Source organism: Paenibacillus sp. sgz302164, from assembly GCF_056120505.1.
On record NZ_JBVYOL010000009.1, the window covers coordinates 224790 to 249027 of the forward strand.

Annotated in this window: 20 protein-coding genes and 2 pseudogenes; 13 read left to right on the forward strand and 9 right to left on the reverse strand. The window is 51.1% G+C overall.

Annotated features, from left to right (window positions below; translation table 11 throughout):
• Positions 1-159 precede the first annotated feature (159 nt).
• Complete coding sequence (locus AC0LWT_RS17105; protein WP_474682463.1) at positions 160-4491, forward strand: S-layer homology domain-containing protein; 4332 nt, start codon at positions 160-162, stop codon at positions 4489-4491.
• Positions 4492-4511: 20 nt separating this feature from the next.
• Here AC0LWT_RS17105 and AC0LWT_RS17110 read toward each other — a convergent pair whose 3' ends face one another.
• Both AC0LWT_RS17110 and AC0LWT_RS17115 read right to left on the reverse strand, forming a co-directional pair.
• Entirely contained in the window at positions 4512-6275 is a 1764-nt protein-coding gene (locus tag AC0LWT_RS17110) for a glycosyltransferase 87 family protein (protein ID WP_474682464.1), read from the reverse strand.
• 189 nt (positions 6276-6464) lie between these two features.
• Positions 6465-6845, reverse strand: a complete 381-nt coding sequence (locus tag AC0LWT_RS17115) for a DoxX family protein (protein WP_474682465.1) — start codon at positions 6843-6845, stop codon at positions 6465-6467.
• Positions 6846-7020: 175 nt separating this feature from the next.
• On the opposite strand from AC0LWT_RS17115, the gene catR reads away from it, so the two are divergent.
• On the forward strand, positions 7021-7335 hold the full coding sequence (gene catR / locus AC0LWT_RS17120) for a catDE operon transcriptional regulator CatR (RefSeq protein ID WP_474682466.1): 315 nt from the start codon (positions 7021-7023) through the stop codon (positions 7333-7335).
• An 845-nt stretch (positions 7336-8180) separates the two neighbouring features.
• Here the strand turns inward: catR and AC0LWT_RS17125 are convergent.
• A pseudogene (locus AC0LWT_RS17125) lies at positions 8181-8456 on the reverse strand (LysR family transcriptional regulator); the annotation flags it as partial.
• 214 nt (positions 8457-8670) lie between these two features.
• Here AC0LWT_RS17125 and AC0LWT_RS17130 point away from each other — a divergent pair.
• Complete coding sequence (locus AC0LWT_RS17130) at positions 8671-9663, forward strand: amidohydrolase family protein (RefSeq protein ID WP_474682467.1); 993 nt, start codon at positions 8671-8673, stop codon at positions 9661-9663.
• Positions 9664-10035: 372 nt separating this feature from the next.
• On the opposite strand, the gene AC0LWT_RS17135 is transcribed toward AC0LWT_RS17130, so the two are convergent.
• From AC0LWT_RS17135 to AC0LWT_RS17155, 5 genes are all read right to left on the reverse strand, one after another.
• Positions 10036-10947: an N-acetylmuramoyl-L-alanine amidase family protein gene (locus AC0LWT_RS17135; RefSeq protein WP_474682468.1), complete on the reverse strand. Its 912-nt coding sequence runs from the start codon at positions 10945-10947 to the stop codon at positions 10036-10038.
• 776 nt (positions 10948-11723) lie between these two features.
• Positions 11724-12614, reverse strand: coding sequence for a class I SAM-dependent methyltransferase (locus tag AC0LWT_RS17140; protein WP_474682558.1), 891 nt, complete (start codon positions 12612-12614; stop codon positions 11724-11726).
• 57 nt (positions 12615-12671) lie between these two features.
• A complete protein-coding gene (locus tag AC0LWT_RS17145) occupies positions 12672-14105 on the reverse strand; it encodes an MDR family MFS transporter (protein ID WP_474682469.1) in 1434 nt (477 codons plus the stop codon).
• Positions 14102-15019 (reverse strand): NAD(P)/FAD-dependent oxidoreductase, encoded by a 918-nt coding sequence (locus AC0LWT_RS17150; RefSeq protein WP_474682470.1) that lies wholly within the window; start codon positions 15017-15019, stop codon positions 14102-14104. The genes AC0LWT_RS17145 and AC0LWT_RS17150 overlap by 4 nt, the downstream gene beginning before the upstream one ends.
• A gap of 57 nt (positions 15020-15076) precedes the next feature.
• On the reverse strand, positions 15077-15562 hold the full coding sequence (locus AC0LWT_RS17155; protein ID WP_474682471.1) for an RrF2 family transcriptional regulator: 486 nt from the start codon (positions 15560-15562) through the stop codon (positions 15077-15079).
• Positions 15563-15799: 237 nt separating this feature from the next.
• Here AC0LWT_RS17155 and AC0LWT_RS17160 point away from each other — a divergent pair.
• The 8 genes and pseudogenes from AC0LWT_RS17160 to AC0LWT_RS17195 all read left to right on the forward strand — a co-directional run bounded on the left by AC0LWT_RS17160 (position 15800) and on the right by AC0LWT_RS17195 (position 22747).
• Positions 15800-16604, forward strand: a pseudogene (locus tag AC0LWT_RS17160) (ABC transporter substrate-binding protein).
• Between the two features lie 325 nt (positions 16605-16929).
• Entirely contained in the window at positions 16930-17622 is a 693-nt protein-coding gene (locus AC0LWT_RS17165; protein WP_474682472.1) for a YceI family protein, read from the forward strand.
• Positions 17623-17811: 189 nt separating this feature from the next.
• Entirely contained in the window at positions 17812-18303 is a 492-nt protein-coding gene (locus AC0LWT_RS17170; RefSeq protein ID WP_474682473.1) for a hypothetical protein, read from the forward strand.
• Between the two features lie 205 nt (positions 18304-18508).
• Entirely contained in the window at positions 18509-19174 is a 666-nt protein-coding gene (locus AC0LWT_RS17175) for a Crp/Fnr family transcriptional regulator (RefSeq protein ID WP_474682474.1), read from the forward strand.
• A 26-nt stretch (positions 19175-19200) separates the two neighbouring features.
• A complete protein-coding gene (locus tag AC0LWT_RS17180) occupies positions 19201-20040 on the forward strand; it encodes an ABC transporter ATP-binding protein (RefSeq protein ID WP_474682475.1) in 840 nt (279 codons plus the stop codon).
• A 1-nt stretch (position 20041) separates the two neighbouring features.
• Positions 20042-20728 (forward strand): ABC transporter permease, encoded by a 687-nt coding sequence (locus tag AC0LWT_RS17185; protein ID WP_474682476.1) that lies wholly within the window; start codon positions 20042-20044, stop codon positions 20726-20728.
• 22 nt (positions 20729-20750) lie between these two features.
• Positions 20751-21791: an ABC transporter substrate-binding protein gene (locus tag AC0LWT_RS17190; RefSeq protein ID WP_474682477.1), complete on the forward strand. Its 1041-nt coding sequence runs from the start codon at positions 20751-20753 to the stop codon at positions 21789-21791.
• Positions 21792-21826: 35 nt separating this feature from the next.
• Positions 21827-22747, forward strand: coding sequence for an MBL fold metallo-hydrolase (locus AC0LWT_RS17195; protein ID WP_474682478.1), 921 nt, complete (start codon positions 21827-21829; stop codon positions 22745-22747).
• 132 nt (positions 22748-22879) lie between these two features.
• Here AC0LWT_RS17195 and AC0LWT_RS17200 read toward each other — a convergent pair whose 3' ends face one another.
• Entirely contained in the window at positions 22880-23266 is a 387-nt protein-coding gene (locus AC0LWT_RS17200; protein ID WP_474682479.1) for a hypothetical protein, read from the reverse strand.
• Positions 23267-23359: 93 nt separating this feature from the next.
• On the opposite strand from AC0LWT_RS17200, the gene AC0LWT_RS17205 reads away from it, so the two are divergent.
• Both AC0LWT_RS17205 and AC0LWT_RS17210 read left to right on the forward strand, forming a co-directional pair.
• On the forward strand, positions 23360-23959 hold the full coding sequence (locus tag AC0LWT_RS17205) for a hypothetical protein (protein WP_474682480.1): 600 nt from the start codon (positions 23360-23362) through the stop codon (positions 23957-23959).
• Entirely contained in the window at positions 23946-24209 is a 264-nt protein-coding gene (locus AC0LWT_RS17210) for a hypothetical protein (RefSeq protein WP_474682481.1), read from the forward strand. The genes AC0LWT_RS17205 and AC0LWT_RS17210 overlap by 14 nt, the downstream gene beginning before the upstream one ends.
• Positions 24210-24238: the final 29 nt, after the last annotated feature.

A 24238-nucleotide genomic window follows, 5' to 3' on the forward strand; every position in this document is an offset into this window, starting at 1 on the left:
GGAAACCGCGGACGACAGAATCCGCGGTTCTTTTTTGTTGAGTTTTTGTTTATCGCCATCGTTGTAGAATGGACTCGATTATTGTCGAAGAAGGGTCTAGCAAAAGCTTCAACAATTTTTGAGGAATGGGGAACATGTATGCGTAAAGAGGAAAGATCAATGCAAGGAATTTTACGGGCATTTCTCGTAAAAGGCATGAAAATAAGCAGATCATGCAGCCGAAAATCGCCAGGTCTTATTTTAGCGGTTATTCTCATGATGCTAGCGATCATGCAAGGCAACACTGCTTTTGCAGCACCCAATTGGGCGTCGGTAGACGGCGGTGGCACGAACGGTCTGAATGTCACTTCGGCGAAAAGCGGAGCTAACCCCAATCTGGCTGTATTCAACAACGCCTTATATGCAGCGTGGAGTGAATCGAACGGAATCGCCAATCTAATTCGAGTTAAGAAGTACGACGGTGTGAGCTGGACCAGTGCAGATGGCGGCTTTCTGAATGTGGATTCGATGAAAGACGCATCCTATCCAAATCTGACTGTATTCAACAACGCCTTATATGCATCGTGGCATGAAACGAACGGAACCGTAACTCAAATTCGAGTCAAGAAGTACAACGGCACGAGTTGGACAAGCGTAGACGGCGGCGGTCTGAATATCAATTCGGCGAAATACGCAAGCAATCCCAATCTGGCTGTATTCAACAACGCCTTATATGCAGCGTGGCATGAATGGGGCGGTACCACCGGTAATGTTAATCAAATTCGAGTCAAGAAGTACAACGGCACGAATTGGACAAGTGTAGACGGCGGCAGCATGAACGGTCTGAATGTGGATTCGACGAAAGGCGCAACGTATCCCAATCTGGTTGCATCCGACAACGCCTTATATGCAGCATGGATGGAAACGAGTGGAAGCGCCACTCAAATTCGAGTCAAGAAGTACGACGGCACAGGCTGGACAAGTGCAGATGGCAGCGGTACGAACGGTCTGAATGTCGATACGACTCAACCGGCATTCAATCCCAATCTGGCTGTATTCAACAACGCCTTATATGCAGAATGGTATGAAAAGAACGGATGGACTTATCAAGTTCGAGTCAAGACATACGACGGCACGAGTTGGGTAAGTGCAGACGGCGGCGGCCTGAATGCGGATTTGATGAAAGTCGCAGGAAGTCCATCAAATCTGACTGTATTCAACAACGCCTTATATGCTGCGTGGTCTGAAACGAACGGAATCGCTAATCAGATTCGAGTCAAGGCGTACGAAGGCGCGAGTTGGACAAGTGCAGACGGTGGCGGTACGAGCGGTCTGAATGTGAATTCGACAAAAAGCGGAGGTTTTCCCAATTTGGCTGTATTCAACAACGTCTTATACGCAGTGTGGACTGAATGGGACGGAACCGCCAATCAAGTTCGGGCGGCTAGTTTTTCGGGGATAATGACAGCCCCTGAACTGACAGCAGACAGCACGGACAACGATACGGCCCACGCCATCGATCTGACCTTTACGGATAATGCGGCGTGGCGCGGAGCGATTACCGCTATAAAAGACGGCAGTACGACGCTGCAGGGTACGGATTATACGATAAGCGCCGGAAAAATCAGCATTAATGCCGGAGTATTAAATGCAAGTACTCATTCCATTACCGTAGTTGCAACGGGGTATTCGGATGCTGCCGTAACGCAGACCATTACAACTGCTCTTGTAGCTCCAACAATCACAAGTCAACCGGGCAACCAGACGGTGACAGTGGGACAACCGGCTTCATTTAGCGTAACAGCGAGTGGTGACATGCCATTGACCTACCAGTGGAAGAAAGATGGCACAGATATTAGCGGAGCAACGTCCGCTAACTTAACGATTACCTCTGCACAGGCAGCAGATGCAGGAAGCTACACGGTGGTAGTGACCAATGGTGCGGGAACAGTGACAAGTACTGCCGCAACCCTGACGGTGAGCCCGGCAGACACGTTGAGCGGGTTGGCATTGTCAAGCGGTACGCTGAGTCCGGTGTTTTCTCAAGGCACAACGAACTACACGGTCAGCGCGGAGAACGCCGTAAGCAGTATTACCGTAACGCCGACCGTATCCGATGCCAATGCGACAGTAACAGCAAGCGTGTACGACGGCAACGGTACGCTGGTGAGCGGACCGTTCACGCTAACGAACGGCACGGCGTCTCCATCGCTACCGCTGAACGTAGGGAGCAACCGAATCCAGGTTACGGTGACGGCGCAAGATGGAACGACCACAAAGACGTACACGGTAACAGTAACGCGAGAAGCGGCCCCACTTACCTATTCTATAGCAGCAATTGCGAATCAAACGACTACAGACCTGATTCAAGGCTATATGCCGGGAACACAAGCAACTAAAACGATAAGCGTAATAAATACCGGAACAGGCAATTTGACAAGTCTGTCCGCATCGCTGAGTGGCACAAATGCCAACGAGTTTGTAATCACTCCGCTGGATACAACACTTAATAGCGGTTCCTCAACAACCTTTACAGTGAAAGCAAAAGACGGTTTAACCGCAGGTACGTATTCTGCAATGGTGACGGTATCGGCAGCGAACATGACAAATGCGACATTTACGGTGACGCAAGTGGTGAACTTGCCGAATGCCCCTGCAAATCCGCAGAATCTGGTAGCTTCTGGGGGAGATCGCCAGGTTACATTAAATTGGAGTTCGGTAACGGGAGCTACTTATTACAATCTGTATTTGTCAACTGTTTCGGGTCAATTTAACAATACATCCGTTACTACCGTGACGAACTCAACCTACAATGTACAAAACCTGACAAACGGAACGACCTATTATTTTACGGTGAAAGCAGGCAACCCGTGGGGCTTGAGTGCGGCATCCAACCAGGCAAGCGCGACTTCTGCAGCTATTCTGGCAGCGCCGACGAATGTTTCAGCAGTTGCCGGAGACGGACAAGCTACCATTACTTTTACGGCTCCAACCGACAATGGCGGAAGTGCGATCACGGGGTATGAGGTGACAGCATCACCGGGAAACGTGGTCATGACCGGAAATGCAAGCCCGATTACCGTTACAGGATTAACTAACGGAACGAGCTACACCTTTACGGTGAAGGCGATCAATGGTGTGGGAAGCAGCGCATCTTCCGCCCTATCCAATGACGTTATGCCGAGATCATCATCCGGCGGTAGCAGCAGTAGCAATACGTCATCCGGACCGGCAGCTTCAACGGCCCCGGAGACCGCCAATACCGGTGTGAATATACTCGTTAACGGTAAAGTGGAGAATGCGGGAACAGCAACGACAACGAAACGAAATGACCAAACCGTAACTACTGTATCCGTTGATCCCAAGAAGCTGGATGACAAGCTTGCATCGGAAGGACAACGTGCGGTTGTAACGATTCTGGTCAACACGAAGTCCGATGTCGTCGTTGGCGAATTAAACGGTCAAATGGTTAAAAACATGGAAACCAAACAGGCGGTTTTGGAAATCAAGACGGAGAAAGCATCGTACACACTTCCTGCCCAGCAAATCAACATCAGCGCCATATCCGACAAACTCGGGAAGTCAGTGGCATTGCAAGATATCAAGGTACAGATTGAGATCGCAGCGCCGTCAGCGGATACGGTAAAAATAGTGGAGAATGCAGCAGGGAAAGGTACGTTCTCGCTTGTAGTGCCGCCGGTAAACTTTACGGTCAGAGCTGCGCACGAAGGCACAACAGTTGAAATATCGAAGTTTAATGCCTATGTGGGACGCACCATTGCAATTCCAGAGGGTGTTGATCCGAGCAAGATTACAACTGGCGTTGTCGTTGAGCCGGACGGGACGGTTCGCCATGTGCCGACAAAGGTCACTTTGGTCGATGGCAAATATTATGCTGTCATCAGCAGCCTTACCAACAGTACGTACTCGGTCGTATGGCATCCAAGTGAATTCAAGGATGTTGCGAATCATTGGTCGAAAAAGGCAGTCATTGATATGGGTTCGCGAATGGTTATCGAAGGAATCGGTAACGGCTTATTCAGTCCCGACACAGATATTACCCGGGCTGAATTTGCAGCCATTATCGTTCGTGGACTTGGACTGAAATTAGAAAGTGGAGCAACACCGTTCTCGGATGTAAAGGCATCGGAGTGGTATAGCAGCGTGATTGACACGGCATACGCGTACCAACTGATCAATGGATTTGAAGACGGCACTTTCCGTCCGAGTGACCGAATTACCCGAGAACAAGCGATGGCGATTATCGCCAAAGCGATGAAGATCACGGAGCTGAAAGCCAAGCTCCCTGTCCAAGCGACAGAGGCAAATCTTCGTCCGTTTGCAGATGTGGCAGATGTATCCGTTTGGGCGCAGAGCAGCATAGCCGACAGTGTTCAAGCCGGTATCGTCTCGGGAAGGAGCAATAACCTTCTTGCACCAAAGGCGTACATTACAAGAGCCGAGGTTGCTGCGATTGTACAGCGACTGCTTCAAAAGTCTGACTTAATTTAATATCACTGTACCTAAGAGGGTTATTCCGATAACAAGGGACGTTTTCGGGATGACCCTCTTTTGGGTTGCCTGGATCGGGAGAAGTTTTTGCGCCGGAAACCGTATCCCCAAACTGTCTTCGCCAAATAGCCGAACAACAGGACGTTGAGGAGCGAAGTGGCGCATAAGGTAACGCTGTAGGCCGCTCCGTTTTGAGCAGAGCTGTACAAGATGTCGTACGTGTTCAAAAAGATCGTCAGACTGAATCCGCCAGCCAGCCACAGCAACCTTTTGTCCTGCAGGTAAATGTAAGCCAGCAGAGCGAGCCCCGCCGTAGGGAACAAGTATCTCTCATGCATGCTGGACGAAAAAGTGAACACACCGGCGATCAGGAGCAGTGCCGCGGCTGAAGCGAACCGGGGATTGCGGCTTTTGGCGTACGTCCACCATGCAAAAAGCGTCACAAGAACAATGAATATCATCCCCCAGGTATGGTAGCTGAACAGGAACAGCGTGGATGAGTCCTTCTTGTAGTTCGCACCGAGCAGGGCGAAGAAATTATAGCCGTTCACCGACGCGTAAGGATATTCGTTTACCGTAGCGCTGTAGAGTTTGATCAGCCATGACGGATTTTGGTTCAAAGAGAAGGGAAGGACGACGAGCAGCACGGTTGCGATGCCCGAAGCGGCTGCAGTGAGCCAGGCCTTCAATCGTTTGGACCGCCACAGAACGAAGAACAATACGGGCAAATAAATGATGCCCTGCGGCTTCATCAGCACGGCGGCAGTCAATAAAGCTGTCGACCAGCCCAGCTTGTTTTCCGTGAGCAGCACGAGCGCCGCTACGACGAGCAGGGTGAAGAAGGAGTCCACCTGTCCCCAGAACGTGGAATTGATGAACACCGCCGGATTAAAGGTGTAAAAAGCCGCAATCAACAGGCTGATTTCAAAAGACATCCGCTTGCTCGCCACCCTGTACAGCAGATAGGCGGTCGCAACGTCAGCCAAAATCGACGGCAGTTTGATCAGCAAAGTGAAATAAGAGTTCATGGCAGCCGTGCTTGCGAGCTTCCCGACCACATACAGCACGTAGACGTAAAATGGCGGGTAATCGCTGGAGCCGTTCGTATAAAATCCGGTCAGGCTGTTCGCCGCTGACGAGGCCCAGTTTTTGAACAGGTTGATGTCAAAAGGATGCCCCGAAATCCACGGAGCGGCCGCAATCCGCAGGAACAGGCCGATTCCGAGCAGCATCCAGACAAGCGCAGCCTTGTTGGTCTCCCGGATTTGCCTGCCTGTGCGCGCCACTTTGTAGAACGCTGCGGCCGTCAGGCCGAAGATCACCGCGGCGAATACCGCAAGGCCGGTGGCGTACGCGGACGACGATTCGGACGAGCGTCCGAATGAGCCGCCTCCCGGACCCGACATGCGCCGGCTGCCGTTATCGGAAGAGGGGCCACCTCCGGCTCCGCCTTCGCTTCCGCTTCCGGTTCCGCCTCCGGCTCCGCCTTCGCTTCCGCTTCCGGTTCCGCCTCCGGCTCCGCCTTCGCTTCCGCTTCCGGTTCCGCCTCCGGCTCCGGCTCCAGGAGAATCCATCCCGCCGGGACGGTTTGAAAAGTGCATGCCCTGCTGCCCGCCTTGGGGCATGAAGCCGCCGCCTTGCCTGAAGCCCTGCTGCGGCATGAGCGCGCCCCCGGAAGATGAGCTGGCCGGAACGTGCCAGATCGAATAGACGCTCAGGGCGACCGATACGAGCAGCAGCGCGGCCATAACGATTTTGAGCGCGTGTTGTTTTGGAAACGACATCCCGTGCAACCTCCCTCCGTATGTTGTGATCTCGTTTCCACTTATTATGACCCGCCTTCCTGAAAATCGCCTTAAAGCAGCCTGATGGTTCGCTTAGGATTGCAAAGCGGCGGTTTCGGCGCAAAAAAATGCCGCCCGGGGCAGATGATCCGTTAAGATCCCCCGAGCGGCACATTTGGTTGTTGATGGTTAAGCTGTTTTGTTAGCCCCGGCCAGTCTGGAATTCGGACGGTACCCGAAGACGACGACCAGAACGAGCACCAGCAGGACAAGCGGCGTCATTGCAACGCCCATCCCTTGGCCGGCCTGCAGATGAGTGAATATCGCCCCGATCATCACGACCGCCAGCAGCGACGCGGACAAAAAGGCCAGCCGAGCTTTTCTGAAACCGACGATCAAGCCAATCGCCCCCAAAATTTCCAGCAATCCTACCGCATACATGGTCCAAAGCGGATACCCGTAGCTGCCGAATGCCCCTACCTGCATCGCGCTGCCCGACACCTTCATCCATCCAAAAAATAGAAAGGCTAGTCCCAGTAAACCTTGAAGAATCCATACTACTACTTTCATTATTTCGTCTCCTTTTCAAATTTGCCAGTAATTATATTACTTGAAATCAATTACTTACTTTATGTAACAAAGTATATATAAGAAAACTAGTATCGTCAAGTAATAAATTAAATCATACGCAAAACGCTCTTTTTCACGCGGTTTGTGATACACTAAAGGTAGATGAGGTGATCGTATGAACAAGTCTGCCATGTGCCCCCGTTTTGAAAAAGCTTTGGAAACGTTAAGCAAGCGCTGGGTATCCTTGATTGTGTATCAACTGCTCTCCGGACCGCAGCGGTTTAGCGAGATCGAAACGGCGCTGCCGAATCTGAGCGGAAAAGTATTGTCTGAACGGTTAAAGGAGCTTGAGCTGGAGGGTATTGTCAAAAGAGAAGTATTCCCGGAGACTCCGGTGCGGATCGAATACTCGTTAACGGAGAAGGGCCATGCGTTGGCCCCGATTTTCAGCGAAATCGCAAAGTGGTCGTCGAACTGGATTACGCTTTAGCCCGTGCCGGCCGGACAAACGGTTGCAAGAAAAAACGCTTATTGTAGTATAAAAATAAGAGGACAATATGTTCAGTATAAGAGCATATATCCTCTTTTGCAGGTGTTTGCAGTTTTCCTTCGTAGGACGCTTGGCATATTTGATGACGAAGACGTTGACATATGAATATTTGTCTGAACATCTTGACTGCCAGCAGCTACTTCTGAACCCGTAACAACAGGGTTAAGAGCAGAATAAATCAACTCAATATTAGTACCCATGCTAATCCTTTGACCCAACTCATAGCTATCTAAGTATGCTTGTGCTTGTCCAATAATCTCTGTTAGGTTCTTTTCGATAATAGCAGAGATTGTTGTATAATATGAATCTCCCTTAGTATGAAATTTCCTCTTCTGGAACTATAATGTCCTCGGGAGTAAATATAAGCCAAAAGTAAAATGAATTAATAGCCACTAATCTTAATATACACCAGTCAAGCTTCCCCCCCTTGAAATTGTATCCTACAACATCTTGTAGTTGCCGGAGGAAGCTCCACTAGCTCAGTTTTATCTTTTGATATAGTGGCTAGCTTTGTTGGGGGTATAATTTCCAATCTTATGGAAAACACATCATCTGAAATTACAGGATCTGCACCAAAAAACTTCTTTGCTTTCTCTGAATATCTCATTTCATAATTAACTCTTTTAATTATGCCATCAGGCTATATGTGTTCTTTTGTAAGCTTATTTGGACTTCCACTGAGCGGATTGAGTTGAAGTTTGACGTAACAGCTAAAAGAATGCTTGAAGCCCACGAAACACTCCTCCTTCAGTTCCGAAATCGATACACTGACCCGATCGGCCAAATGTTCTGCTCTCCGGACTAGATAAGTTGCGGATCTCCTGCCTCCCCTGCTCCAATTCAAAGAGAGCTTTGTCCACACGCTTCAAGAATGCGCGGCCAAACTTGTTTAATCGAAGCGCACGACCACTCCGGTCAAACAGAGGAACACTCAGGTCTTCTTCCAGACGTTGGATGGTCCTGCTTAATGAGGACTGCGTAACATGTAGACTTTCCGCGGCTGCGGTCATATGTTCCAGTCTGGCGACTATTTGAAAATAGTGCATTTGAAGAAGCTCCACTCTGCTACACCAGCCATTCCTTATAATCAATGTATTAATGATTATAAATGCATTGGACTGCAATATAAAATCGATTTACGATGGATTCAAGCTATTTGAGGAGGTTCATGGATGGAACAAACTCGTGAATGGCGGAGCCATCGTGAGTATATGCTTTTAGCAAGAAAGTCACGTACTTGATCCTTAATCTATCTTCTCAAAGAGGAGGAATAACATGTCCAATAAACCGGGTTTCATCGCAATTGAAGAGCACTGGACAACACTCGAACTGACTGCAGTACTTAAAGGGCTGCCGGAGGAGCGCCGTGATGAGAGTATCACGTTCAACGAGATGGGCGACCATCTCACCAGACTGGAGGACATCGGTGACGCGCGGATTGCAGCCATGGACGAACAGGGCATCGACATGCACATCATCTCACTGACTCCGCCTGCGACTTGCCCCCTTATTTCCACTGAGGCGGTCACCCTTAGCCGGGAGACAAATGACATCGCAGCAGCAGCGGTCCGCCGTCATCCCTCGCGGCTTCGTGCCATGTCCACGCTGCCGATGGCCGAGCCGAACGCCGTCGCGGGCGAGCTCGAACGCGCAGCCAGACTCGGTTGTGTCGGGGCGATGGTCTATGGGCGCACGGGCGAGACACCACTCGACGATCCCTGCTACGATGACCTGTTCGCGGCTGCGGCCGCACTCGGCCAGCCGATCTTCATCCACCCCCAACTCCCCTCGAAAACCATACGTCAAGTGGCGTATTCGGGAATCAGTCCAATGGTAGACCTGGCGCTTTCCACCTTCTCATGGGGATGGCATCTTGAAGCAGCGGTCGCCGCTCTGCGCCTGATCGCTCGAGGCACCTTCGATCGACACCCTGGCCTTCAGATCATTCTCGGTCACTGGGGCGAGCTGCTCCTGTTCTGGCAGGATCGGACCGACAGCTTGTCTCGCATCGCTGGACTGGAGCGGAAGGTGTCGGAGTATATGCGCTCGAATGTCTTCATCACAAGCTCTGGCATGTTCAACCCGGCGCTGCTCCAGCATGCTCTCGCGGCAACCACGATCGACCAGTTGCTGTTCTCGACGGACTATCCCTTCCAACGACCGACCGCCAACGAGCTTCAGCAGTTCATATCCAATTTCGACAACGACGAAGACCGCAACAAGTTCTGCAGCGGCAATGCCCTCCGCCTCTTCGGTCTCGACCTGTAATCCGAATGGCCCGATACTACATACTGCCCGGGAAGAGACAAACCCGCTTTATGATATGCTCCCTTAAAGTAAATAGGGTGAAATAATAAACTCATGATGCAGACTGAAGGGATACAAGCTATCGAACCCAGGACCCCCGATTCTCGTCATCAGGGGTCCTGTTTTTTAGTTGTCGATTGAAATTTGCGTCATTTGTGATAAGGTTCAGCGGAATTAATATTCAACTATACCGCCCTTAGCTCAATCCTCAAGCCGCCCTGAATGTGCGCACATCGGCGGCGATCTGTCCTCGCCCTGCCATTTTGAAGAGGATGCTGCCGCTTCTGGAACAAAGGGCATTTAAGATTTTATGCCGCCAGTAGAAAATAGTAGCTACATAAAATAATCTTCCAGTCCGGCTGCGATCGCTTCCGCCGCTTTCTTCTGGTAAGCGCTTGTCCGGACGACTGCTTCATCCTTCGGATTGGATAGAAAACCTAGCTCCACTAAAGTTGAGGGCCTGCCGTTCTCACGAAGCACATGGTAATTACCGTGTGAGACGCCGCTGCTCTTCAAGTCGGTTATTTGTCGAAGGCGGCTTTCGATTTTTCTTGACAGCGTCAAATCCTTCGATTGAGAATAATAAAACGTTAATGTGCCGGAGTTCGACTTTAAGGACGAGTTGTAATGAACACTGACGAACGCATCCGCGCGGTTCTTCTCGCTAACGGCAACTCGTTGGGAGAGCTCAGGCTTATCCTTGTCGTCATTCCTTGTCATGATAACCTTCGCCCCGGCTTGACGCAGCATATCGGCCAAGTAACGGGAGGTCGACAAATTAAGCGTCTTCTCCATACTGCCGTACTTCTTGCCGATAACTCCATTGTCGTTCCCGCCATGCCCCGGATCAATGACGATCACTTTCCCCTTTAGACCGGACTGAACGGATGGTTGCTTCGTAGTCTCTGCCTTGCCGGCTTGATTGCTGCGCGGGGCTGCATTCGACTGCTTGTCCGTTGACCCGGCACTCAATCTCTGCAAATATTGCCCCGCTACCCACCCGGTCGTACGTCCGGATGTGACCTTTGCCCAACCGAACGACTCCTGGGAGATCGAAACAACGTCATTCCGCTTCAAAGAACCGATGACAGAAGATTGAGCATCCGCTTTACTGCGCACATTCAACGATTGGACCGCTACTTTTGCGCTTTTGGTATCTGCCGCTTGCACTTTGTCCGAATAGGGCCACATCATGGCGAACAGCATCGTACAAATGATGGCTGCTTTTATACGGTTTCGTTTCATTGGCCCCCCTCATCAACGCGAAAGATGTCATTATACGAATACTTTAACATGATAAATTAGGCAATAAAAGTTTATATTTTCCTATTTTTCTCTCTCGGGCGTCATTTTCCGATGTCACAGATCAGAGCCTCTCATCGTTATATATGCAAAACGTAAAAGGAGCTGAAGGAAAAATGAATCGATGAAGTGATGCTCCCGAAAAATTTGTTTACAAAAAACACAACAAAGGAAGGTTGATTCCACATGATAGGTACGGAGAGTAAGTAACAAGAAATTTTAAAAGCTTACCAGTTCAGATATGCTTTTGGCCAGACAAGGCATGAGGCATGATTCGGCTCACGTGATCAAAATGATGAAAGACATTCATCATATGCCTGAAGAAGTTGTGCAGCATCTTTCCGGTCACTATAAATCGTTCATTGAAACAGAACTCGAAGATAATGATCGTCTCATATTTGAATGGGCAAGCAGACAAACATATATAGCATTGGGAAACATGATGACGGCCGCGTCTGTGTAGAGGTTCGGCATGCATCCGCAATGAGGGCAATGAGAAGGTGGAGAGTTTGTCTCCACCTGAATGAGAATATCGTGTTCATCTCTAAAATATTAAGAACCGATAAGCGCGGAAAGTTAAGAATACCCATATGGCTACCTTTATTGGGAGAGCTGTGTCGAGCAGGCCCATTTAGAAAACAGGCAACCGCTTTTCGGTACTCGATCGCTTAGTGATCTCTGGTTTTTCTGGAATGAGTACGTAACCCGCCTTGTCAGACTCAAGTCTCTCTCGTATACATGCTCTGATCCTGCAATCGAATCAGCACTTTGCCAAAACGTCCTCCCTCCTGGATGACTACTTTGCCGGAAGGATATGCTTGCTCCAAATAGTCGGCAATTATGTTTCGATTCTGCTCATCTACAGGCAGACGGTGATGGCGGAGCCAAGTCATCGCTTCTTGCAACGCCGCTTCTGTGGTGACTTCCGTCGTTTTCGTTTCCCGCGTGATTAGCGATTCGTAAGCATAACCTTTAAGATACAGCAGATGCAGCAAATATCCCATTTCCATATGTTTCGGATGGAAGGGCTGACCGGTGATGAGCGGCCAGATTTCATTCACTAGGCTGTGCTCCGCAGGACTTGCCGGCATACTGATATAACAGAACTTCCGAGCGCAAAGGAGTATCTTTTCCACGCTATCCCAATCGTGAATGACCGGGCTCATCGAGACGAAGACGAGATCGAAGGCCTGGTTCCAGCCTCTGGCCTGCACGTCAATATCTTCAAACTTCTCGGGTACAATCTTTACCTGGTCTTCAGCGAACTTCGAGATGTTTTCTTCCAACAATTCGATCAGCGGCGGAGAGGTCTCTACGGCCGTTACCCGGGTCCCTCGCTCCGCAAACGGCACTGAGAACACTCCCGAGGCGGCGCCAATATCCAAAACAGAGGCATTTTCGAATCGAATTCCTTGCTCTTCAAGCCAGTTCATGATTCGTTTGGTTCGTTTTCTTCCCTCTTCGTTAAACGATTGTTCGTTGAAAGACCTAGCTTTATGGTCAAAAGATCTGGAGGGATCGATTCCGGCCCTTCTCATCTTGTTTGCGGCGGTATCGGAATCGTCTTTCCACGCTTTTTCCCAAATGGCTGCATTGAAAAAATCGTTCATGTTCATTCCTCACTCTTTCCTTTTGGTTTATGGATTCCCCTAAACGGACGGTCAGTCTCATGCTGCCGCCTGTTCATGCTCCGGCGATTTCCCTTTACGGAGGAAGAGACCGAGCACTAACGCAACGAGTGCGATGAAGACGCCGATCCAGAATGCGTTGTTGATACCAGCTGCCAAACCCTTGGCTATTTCCACCGGAGACTCTGGATCGCTCACTTTGCTCAAGTACTGTTTCTGTCCGCCCGACATAATACTGATGTACAGGGCAGTACCGATTGCGCCGGACACCTGCTGGAGCGTGTTCAAGATCGCTGTCCCATGTGGGTGCAGATGGCGTGGAAGCTGGTTAAGCCCAGCTGTCTGTGCGGGCATCATGACTAGCGCGATGCCAATCATCAGCGCGATGTGCACGGCGATGAGGAAGCCGTTGGTCGTCGCTTCGTCGAATCGGGTGAATAGCCACAACGAGGTGACGGCAACTGCAAGTCCGGGGATGACAAGAACGCGAGGCCCAAACTTGTCGAACAACTTGCCTGAGATTGGAGCCATGAGCCCGTTTACAATCCCCCCGGGAAGCAGGATCAAACCGGACTTGAATGCCGTCATCATCAGCACGCCCTGCATAAACATGGGAAGCATGATCGCCGACGAGAAGAAAGTCATCAAAAGCACGAATAGCAACACCGCAACAAGCGCGAATATGGGATACCGGAATGCCCGTACATCCATGACAGGCTCTTTAAGCAGCAGCTGCCGCCAGACGAACAATGCCAAGGCGACGCCTCCCGCCGTAATTGTCCAAATCACCTCCGGCACCGCCCAACCGAGTTCGCCGGCCTTGCTGAACCCAAAGACAATTCCGCCGAAGCCAATTGTTGACAGTCCGATGGATAAGAAGTCTACCCGCGGTTTCGTGACCTCTGACACGTTTTTCAGGACAGCAATCCCAACGATAATCGAGAGCAACGCAAAGGGCAGCACAAGGTAGAACAGCCAGCGCCATGAAAGCCCGTCAACAATCAAACCCGAAATGGTCGGACCGATCGCCGGCGCGAACATGACGACGAGCCCTAACATCCCCATTGCGCCTCCCCGCTTTTCCGGCGGATAAATGGTCATGATTACGTTCATTGTAAGCGGCAGCAGCATGCCGGTCCCTATCGCCTGAACAATCCGCCCTACCAGCAGCATGCCGAATTCCGGCGACACCGCCGAGACGGCCGTACCGACGAAGAACAGACTCATCGCCGACAGAAACATTTGCCGGGTCGTGAACCATTGCTGCAATACCGCCGTCACCGGAACGAGCACGCCAACAATGAGCAAATAGGCGGTGGAAAGCCACTGGACCGTCGTCGCAGACACGCCGAACGATTTCATCAATTCGGGGAGGGCATTGCCCATTAGCGTCTCATTCAAAGCGGCGACGAACATTCCGACGATCAGTGCGACCATGATCGGACCGCGCTTAATATTATTTAAATCGATCATAAGTTTCTCCTCCAAGCTGTTGTATTTAGTTCATTGTTGATGACCGCGGCGGTAAATGCGCCCATCGAAGCCGCAGCTATGGCCTGATGCAGTCGCGATGCTGCATCCCCGGCGCTATAGACGCCTGGAATGTTCGTTTTTCCGAAGTCATCGACAACGACCGCCCCAGCTTCCGTGATCTGGCATCCGATAGTTCGCGGCAATTCCGATCCCGTAACCAGTTCCGGTTTGAAAAAGATTCCCCTGCATGGAACGCTTGTTCCGTCTTCAAGAACGACTTGCCGCACAATTCCGTCATAAGAGTCAATGTGCCGGATCGGCAAGTCGAACAGCGGTACTTGATTTTGCTGGAGTTCCGCGCGCTCGGCATCCGTCAGTTCATCAGGGCCATTCGTGCAGACGGTAAAACGGTTCGTCCATCCGGATATGAGTGGAGCGAAATGCATAAGCTCAGCCCCCTTCGTAATGATGACAAGCGGCTGATCCCTTAACTCCCAGCCGTCGCAATACGGGCAGACGAAGGCGCTTTTTCCGTATACCTCCGCAAGTCCCGGAATGTTGAGCGGCTGATCCTTCATGCCGACGGCAAACAATATTTTTGTGCTTGCTAAAGTTTGTCCTTGCTCTGTCTCAATTTGAAACTGTCCGTCGGTTCCCGCGATCGACACCGCTGTATCCGCCACGAATGATACGGAGGGATAGGCGCTGATCTCTTCCTTCGCAATTCGCCGAAACTCGCCCGGACTGATCCCGTCGCGGGTAAGAAACCCATGGACCTCGCGAGTCACAGTGTTGCGGGGACAACCTTCATCGATCACCACCACCTTTTTCCTTGCCCGCCCAAGCACCAGGGCGGCGTTCAACCCAGCCGGTCCTCCGCCAATAATTGCCACATCAAAAAGTTGTTTTTCCATCGCTAATATACACCTCTATAGACCTATGATATCCATAATAAAGGCGCAAGAAGTGTATTACTTCTTGTTTGCCTCATGGTTGCAACGCTTGAATGCCTTATCCAATACCGACTGAATCGTATGTTCCCGCAAGTATTGGTACAGATGCTGTTCCGCGCCGTTCATCACTTTCTCAACCAAACATTCGTTTTTTTCCAGACGTTTCTGATCCCGCTGTGCAGCCCCCTCTTCCGCTAACAACCGATGCTGCCGCGAACTCGAATTCGAGCATTCGAATAGCTGCTGCCTTCCTTCAATCACTTGAATCACATCAAGAAACGTAATCTGATCCGCCGGCCGTGCAAGCTCGTAACCACCGTTCACTCCCGGAACAGCACGTACGATTCCATCCTGCCTCAGCTTGGACATGATTTTGGATAAATAGCTTTCGGAAACACCAAGTGTCCCAGATAATTCCTTGATCCCGACGTTGTTGCATCGCTCCGAGTGTCCCAGATGAATTAAGGCGTGTAGGGCATAATCTGTACTTTTGGAGAACTGCATGTTCCCCCCCCCTCCTTCTCAAGGTTATTATTAACATAGATCTATGTTATCCATAATAAATGATTCAATTCCAATTTGCAATGATATAATATGTGAATCCCTAGCGGCTTCTTGGCATGGTTCCATTAGGGTTAACATTGTTTATAGTCCGAAGCTTGCCAAACTGGGACGCAGCGTGTAAAATTTTGATGATAATGATTATCATTATTAATCAAGATTTTAGGGGGATTTGCTTTGATCAAGCATCGATTAAACAAGGTTCGGTTGCTGGCTGGAGCCATGCTGCTTTTGCTTGCAGGACTTTTATCCGCGTGCGGGGGCGCTGCGATGAACTCCGCTTCCGGGAATAAGCCGTCCGAAGCCCCGGCATCCGCTCAAACCGCAGAGAGCGACGGCGAAACCATTACTTATTCGGCTGCGAACGGAGAAATCAAAGTTCCGAAGCATCCGAAGCGCGTCGTTATTTTGGCGACCAGCTATGTGGGCGATTTTTTGGCGCTCGGCATCAAGCCTGTGGGTATTCCGCAATTGGCGATTGCAGCTTCTGGAATTCGGCAAAATGACGGGCAACGAAGACAAAGCGAAAGAATGGATTGCCTCCTGGGATAAAAAAATTGCCGAAAGCAAGCCCAAAGTGGAGGCGGCTGTCGGGGATAAAACCGTTTCGATCCTGAATCCTTATGCGAAAGGCATTTACGTGTTCGGGCATAATTTCGGACGGGGCGGCGAGATCCTTTACGGCGAATTCAAGCTGAAGGCGCCTCAAGCGGTGCAGAAAGAAGCCATTGACAGCGGAACGGGATGGGCGTCCATTTCGCTCGAGAAGCTTCCCGAATATGCGGGCGATTATATTTTCACAAGCCCATGGTCGGGCGATACGGCCGATCCGAATATTGTGTATGGCAACGCCATCTGGAAAGAGCTTCCGGCTGTGAAAAACAACCGCGTGTTCAATATGGACCCCAAGGGCTCTTATTCCAATGACCCGATCTCGCAGGAAGCGGAACTTCAATTTATTGTAGAAAAGCTTACGCAAAAGTAAGCCGGCTGTGGAGGCAGGGGAGCGATTCCCCGCCGCAATATTCTTTTGGTAATTGTTATGATTGTAAATCATTGTATTTTCATGTTATATTAAGGTTATTCTAATCTGAATTTCAGGTAATGCTGCTAGAATGTCCTGAGTATAGTTATTTGGCGATCTCCTGCACTACATATTGTAGTGTTGACGACTGGGCATTGTGTGCAAGATGCAAGTGAATATTTTTTTGCAAATATGCACTACGTTGTGTAGTTTTCGGGGAGGGGATACTCCAAAACAGCCGATTCAGTCCAAAAACGTACATGAGATAAAAATAGGAGGAATGAAGATGAAACTAAAAGTGGCGGGAGTTGTAGCAGGAGCGATTATCGTATTGGGAGGAGCTTATTACGCTTATGATTATTATGCCGGCAATCATGTGACGATTCAGGAGGCGGTTCCTGCTAGCGCGGCGGCTTCCCAGGGCGGCGCGGCTTCGGCGGCGGTAGATGCGGGAAAATTAAACGGCGACTGGACCATTCAGCAGAACTCGAAGGTATACTTTTCCGTAACTACATCGAAGGAAACGGTAAATTTTGAAAACGGCACGGTCAAAGGGAACTGGGTTATCAACACCACCGATCCGTCGAAAATGAGCGCGGAAGCCGCCGTAGGCATCGATGCCCTGCAGTCCGGCAATTCGCAACGGGACGGCCATATCAAAGGAGCGGACTACTTGAATGCGCAGTCGTTCCCTGAGGCCAAGTTCACGCTCAAGTCGATCGACAATTTCCCGAAGGAATGGAAAGAAGGGGAGAAGGTTTCTTTTGACATGAAGGGAACCCTTACGGTTAAAGATAAAACCAAAGACGTCACGTTCAAGACCGATGCCGTTTACAACCAAGGGGTTATTAACCTGGGAGGCAGTACGGTCGTGACGTTCGCCGATTTTGGCATGAAGAACCCTCATACCGTCGTTTTGGATACGCAGAACGATATAAAAATTACGCTGAGCTTGATCATGGGGCAAGGCAAGGCATAATCTCTATACAGGCAGCAAGCCGAAGGAAGGACACCGAGGGTGTCCTTTTTGGCGTTGTGGGTATCTGTTCCATATTCGTCATGGCGGACCGGATTGGCTGACGGCGGGGTATTCGGTTTTGCGGAATAGCATCCGGGATATGGGAGAGCATAACATTAATGACTCCAGCAGGAAAGGGTTGTTCGATGCATGGCGGCTAACATCGTGTTATGGTCTTGTCTGATTGTTCCGTGGCTCTCCCTGTTTTTTCTGGATGGGAAAGTGATTCGCAGGTATGTGCCAGCGGCTTTGTTTGTGACCGTCATCAATACGATTCTCAGTCAGCTCGCCTGGACATATCATTGGTGGACGATTGACAAGCCGCTTTTTACGTGGTCCAAGGTGATTGATTTTCCTGTCGTTTATTGCGCTATTCTGGTGGGAACGATATGGATTTTTACGTATACGTTCCGTCGATTTTGGCTGTATGCGCTTGTGAAAGTGATCGTCGACGCCGTTTTTGTGTATGACCTGGGCGTGTTCATTGAAAACATGCGGCTGATGTCGCTGGGAACGATGAGCAAATTGCAGTTGTACTTGCTGATGCTTGGCGTATCGGTTCTCGTTTACCTGTTTCAAATGTGGTACGAGGGCGATGACGTGGAAATCACGCTGGGAACGGTGAAAAGAGTGAGAATTTAACCCGGCCCCTGCGGCTGAGGTTATGTAACAGGCTGTCCTATCGGGTCGTTGACCTGCTGGGCGGCCTTATTTGCGTTGAATTTCGCGAAAATTTGTCGGGTATCCGACATTTTTAGGTTCGTTTTTATGATAATATATTAATAACATATCGGAATACTCGTATTTAAAAGATGGCAGATCAAACATGCATGAGGTGATTCATCCTATGGACCAGTATAACGACATTGCGGATTTTCAGGAAAAGGATGCTGCCAAGGAAGCGATCGTCGAAGTTTTTCGGAAATACGGGACTCCCCAGGCCTACAGGAAAAATGAGTTTGTATTCCAGGAGAACGACTCCCCGAACGGCGCTTATTATGTCGACTCGGGGTTAATCAAAATTTCCCAATCCTCCGAGGAGGGGCAAGGGATTACTTTGTTTTTGCGGTACGAGGGGGACATTTTCGGCAATGCGGAGATTTTGACCGGTCTGAAGCGCAAACGGTACGCCAGGTGTTTGACCGGCAGCCGGATCATAACGCTCGATTCGCGCAAGTTCGTAGAACTGGCCAAGGAGAATGCGGAATTCTCCTACTCGTTGGCCGTCCTCGGGGCGCGCAGGCTGCTGCAAACGCAAAAAATGGTTGAAACGCTCATCTGCCGCCCTGTGGCGTGGAGGCTCGCCTGGTTTTTGCTGCAGCTCGGCAAGCCGGCGGACGAAAAGCTGGAGGTGCAAGTGCACCTCAGCCACGAGGAAATCTCGTACGTCATCGGGTGCAGCAGACAAACCGTAACGGAGACGCTGAATAAATGGCGGGAACGAGGGCTTATCGACTATGCGAAAAAGAAGATCGTCATCTTTCGTCCGAGCCGGTTCTTTTCCGACATCTAATATGAATTCTCTGGGGAGGCGGCGGCATGATTACCGTTGATAATGTGAGCAAAGTTTTTGCGCAGCGCAAAGGCAAGCCGTATACGGCATTGGACCGGATTTCGTTAACGATTGAAAAAGGCGAGTTCGTTGCCATTGTAGGGCCTTCAGGCTGCGGAAAGTCAACTTTGTTGAACTTGATAGCCGGCTTTGAAGCCGCCGATGCCGGAACGATTACGGCAAACGGGGAAAAGGTCGGCGAGCCGGGCCCGGGCCGCATCGTCGTATTTCAGGAGCACGGCTTATTCCCGTGGCTGACCGTGCTCGATAATGTGGCATTCGGCTTGAAGCAAAAGGGAATGGCCAAAAAAGAGCGGTACGCGCTCGCTATGGAACAAATCCGAGCCGTGCATTTGAGCAAATTTGCGGATCGTTATCCGCATGAGCTTTCCGGCGGCATGAAGCAAAGGGTAGCCATCGCCAGAGCTTTGGTCATGGACCCGGACATTTTGCTAATGGATGAGCCGTTTGCCGCGCTGGACGAACAGACCCGGTTCATTTTGCTGCAGGATTTGGAAGAAATTTGGCTGAAAACGCGCAAAACGATTCTTTTTATTACGCACAACATTCGCGAAGCCGTCACTTTGGCCGACCGGGTGATCGTGATGTCGACACAGCCCGGCACGATTAAAAAGCAATTTCTCGTGCAAGCGGCGAGACCGCACCAAAGCGGGGACCCGCTCATTCATTTCCTGGAAAATAAAATTATGGAGGCTCTAACCGATGAGCTGGAGAAGGTCGTCAGAGAGGAGCTTGGAGATGAGTACAGCATTAAGAAGGATACTGTTCCTGATACTTCTGCTGACAGCATGGGAGTTGGCATTTAGGATGTTTCAGTGGGGGTGGAAGTTTCCTTCTCCAATGCAGACGTTCCAAGCTTTTTATGACGGATTTACGCAGGGGCATTTGCTCGGCGCTGTGCTTGCCAGTCTTGGACGCCTGCTGATCTCGTTCCTGATTTCGATCGTGCTGGGGACGACGCTCGGGTTTTTGTTTGCGCGTTACCGGTATGTGGATGAGACATTCGGCTTCCTGGTCGTAGCGCTGCAAACCGTTCCGAGCATTGCCTGGCTGCCTTTTGCCATCATTTGGTTCGGTCTTACCGATACTTCCGTTATTTTCATCACGGCGATAGGGGCGACCTGGACGATGTCCATGGCGAGCCGAACGGGCATCCTGAATATTTCCCCGATTCATCTGCGGGCCGCTCGGATGCTGGGGGCGGGCAACGGGTTCCGCATGTTTTTTCAGGTCATGCTGCCTGCGGCGTTTCCCCACTGGATAACCGGCATCCGCGTCGCTTGGGCATTTGCGTGGAGAGCGCTGGTCGCGGGAGAGCTGATCGCCAAAGGTTTGGGTCTGGGCCAAATGCTGCAGGACAGCCGCGGGCTGGGGGATACGGCAACCATTTTGTGCATTGTGATTCTGATTGCGGTCATCGGGACGATATCCGATCATTTTTGCTTCAAACAGCTGGAAGACCGGATTGTGCTGCGGTTTCAGCTCAAACAATAAGTCATTCAGAGGGGGATTACGGATGAAACAAAGAATTCGGCTTATAGGTCTGGCGCTGCTCATATCGCTGGCCGTTTCGGCTTGCGGACAAAGCAAAGAGGCGGCTCAGGCTCCGGCAGCGGCGGCTAATACGACCGTCAAAATCGGCATTTTAAAAAATGTGACTCACGCTCCCGGATTTATTGCGCTGCAAAACAACTATTTTCAACAAAGCTTCGGCAAAGATGTCAAAATTGAAGTTACCGGCTTCGACAACGGCGCCGATTTCGCCACCGCGATCGCTACCGGCCAAATCGACCTGGGATATGTCGGTCCGGGACCCGTCATTAATCAATATTTGAAAAGCAAAAATATCCGCGTCATTTCCGGCGTCAACAACGGAGGGGCGGTGCTGGTGGCGCGCAAAGACGCGGGCATCCGCTCGGTCAAAGACTTGGCGGGCAAAACGGTGGCGGTTCCGGCCAAAGGCGGCACGCCCGACCTCTCGCTCCGCTTGCTGCTCAAGCAGGAAGGCTTGAAAGTGACCGCCGATTCGTCCGGCGTACAGGTGGTGACGCGGGCTCCGGCAGATACTCTGGTGGCGATGCGCCAGAAAGAAGTGGATGCGACATTGACGCCGGAGCCGTGGGGCACGCAAATGATCCGGGAAGGAACCGGCGAGATCATCGTGAATTGGGATAAAATCCCGCCGAAAAACGGGAATTACCCGCTAACGATTCTCGTAGCCAGCGACAAATTTATTGGCGAGCACCGGGATTTGGCCAAAAAAGCTGTAAAAGCCAACTTGGAGAGCATTCGTTTCATTGAGCAGAACCCGGACAAATCCTATGCGCTGATCAGCGACGAGCTGAAACAGCTGACTGGCAAAGGGATGGAAACCGGACTTATCAAGGCGGCGCTTGATCATTTGAAATTAACCGAAGAGATCGCCTTGGAGGACATCAATGAGCAGGCCAGAACTTCGTTCGATGCGGGCTATATCAAAGGCGTGAAGGCGGAGGAGCTGGATTTCGGCAAATTTCTCGATTTGTCCCTGCTGGATGAAGTGAAAAAAGAAAAGTAATCGAGTCCAAAAAGTACTGATGGAGGTCGTTCATTTTGCAAATTCAACCGCAAGAAAACTTACTGCCGGGTTATCACGATCATCTGAAAATCGTCATTTTGGGCACGGGTACGCCCCGCGCCTTTTACGGAAGAGCCAAAGCGGGCGTTGCCGTTCTGGCCGGAGACCAAACTTTTCTGGTCGATTGCGGAGGCGCGACGGTAGACCAGCTCATCAGGGCGGGCATCATGCCGCAACGAATTTCCGACGTTCTTTTTACCCACCATCACAGCGACCATAATTCCGGATTTTTTGATGTGTTCATTACGAGCTGGCGTACCCATGTGACCGCGGATCGGGTGTTCGAGGGGCGGAAAGGGCCGATGAACGTGTATGGGCCGACGACCACGAAAGCCATTATCGGCAAAATGAGAGAGTCGTTCGATTTTGACGCGAATCTGCGGGTCAGTTACAACGTCTCGTCCGGCGCCGGGGCTGACATTCGTTATTTTGAAAGCAACGAAGGCGTCGTCTATGACCGGGAGGGCATCAAGATTACTGCCTTCGAAGTCGATCACCGGCCGGTCTACCCGGCAGTGGCTTATAAGTTCGAGTACAAGGGCAAAGCCGTCGTCATTTCCGGAGATACGATCCCCGTAGCAAATATGGTCAAATACAGCAAAGGCGTCGACCTGCTTGTGCACGAGTCGTACAACAAGTCATGGCTGGATGCGCTCATCGCCAAATTCCCGGAGCAGGCTGTCGGCCTCTCCAACCCGGCCAAATACCACTCGACTACGCTGGAAGTCGCCGAAATCGCCAGGGATGCAGGGGCTCGGCACCTTGTCCTCACCCACCACATTCCCGCGCCGGCCGCCACAGAAGAGGCGGAAGCCGAATACACGCAAGGGATGCGGGAAATTTACGAAGGCCCGATCACCATGGCGAGGGATTTAATGGCATTTGAGCTTGTCTAACGGATGTGTCCGCAGGACAGCGCAGCTTGGCTCAAGTAGCCATCCAATAACCCTCCAATTCATTTCGATTTGGATGGTTTTACCAATATCATTATGATAAACAGTACGGATTACCAGGAGAATGGATTAAAATTAAAAATATGGTATTAAAAGGGAGATTAAAGTTGCTGTAGGAGCAAGGGCAGTCGCGGTCGTTTGTTTTAGCTGCTTGGCAAAGCGGAGAAGGCCCGCAAAGCACGGGAGAAAGTCTGCAAAGTACGAAGAAAGTCTGCGAAACGTGGAGAAAACCTGCAAAAGTGCAGTTTTTTGCTCGCTAATATGTCTGTAGCGAAAAATTCCTGCAAAAGTGCAGGCTTTACCACCCAAACTCGCGCTCAAGCCTACCGTGGCCGGAAATTCCTGCACAATTGCAGGCTTTTCCGCCAAACAAGCCGTTTCCAACGAAAAAGCCTGCACTTTTGCAGTTTTTTCGGCTTGCCAAGCCGCTTCAAGAACGGATTGCGCGGTCTTTGGCGGCAAAACGAAGCATGTGAGCACCACCCGTGCTTTTATTCTCGTTCTTGCCTCTCCCGGCGTGCGTCGCGGCGCTGCACGCCGGGGTGGTCAGACCCCATGCCGGTGGAAACTGATCTGGAAAACCCAGGAATGCCCGCTTCCAAATTGTGCTATAGCGTAGGTAATATGCGATTTGACTGGAAGTGTGGGAATGGAAATGCCAAAAATGAGAGCGATTACAATCGGTGCGGCGCTTTCAGTCGCCGTCGCCGCCGCCATCTGAATTTGGCGGCCGCAGGGAGTGAGGAGGGCCGAACGAATTCGGCCGGCACCCTGCCCGAGCAAACGTCCAGCCCAGCGCCCGTGCAACCGGCCAGCAAATCGCCGATGCAAGCGGCTGCCACCTCGTCCGGCACCCCGACAGCGCAAGCGCCCGGCGCCCCACCCGTACAGGCGGGAGCCCAGCAAGCGCCAGCCGCGAAAAAAAGCCTGGACGAGCTCGTCCGGCAGTATGGTGCCCTGCGGCTGGCCGATGTGCACAATCATGATGCCGGCGGAAGGAACTACGCCCATATGGCGGACACATGGAAGCGGACTTCGGTGGATCGGGTCGTCCTGTTCGGGGACCACAGCGTTGAACCCGGAGAGCGCGAACAAGCTGGAAGATTTCGTGCCCGTCATGAAGCAGTTCCCGGATCGCTTCATGCTGAGCACTGATTCCGGGTTTGGGCTGGCCGGCGAGGAGGCGGCGATTGAGGCGATGTATCAATTGATCGACCGGTTAGGCGATCAGGAGCTAGCGCGGAAAGTCGCTTACGACAATCTGGATGCGATCATCCGGAATGAGCCTGCAACTAGGACGCAGAAGGAGGCAATTGCCCAAAAAGATCCGGCCCGCGACGTATCCGGGGTATCCAAGCTTGAGGCCGGCAAACTGCTTTGGGGCGCGGAAGCCGCCAGACAATAAAACGTGCCCCTGCAAACCGCATATTTCTG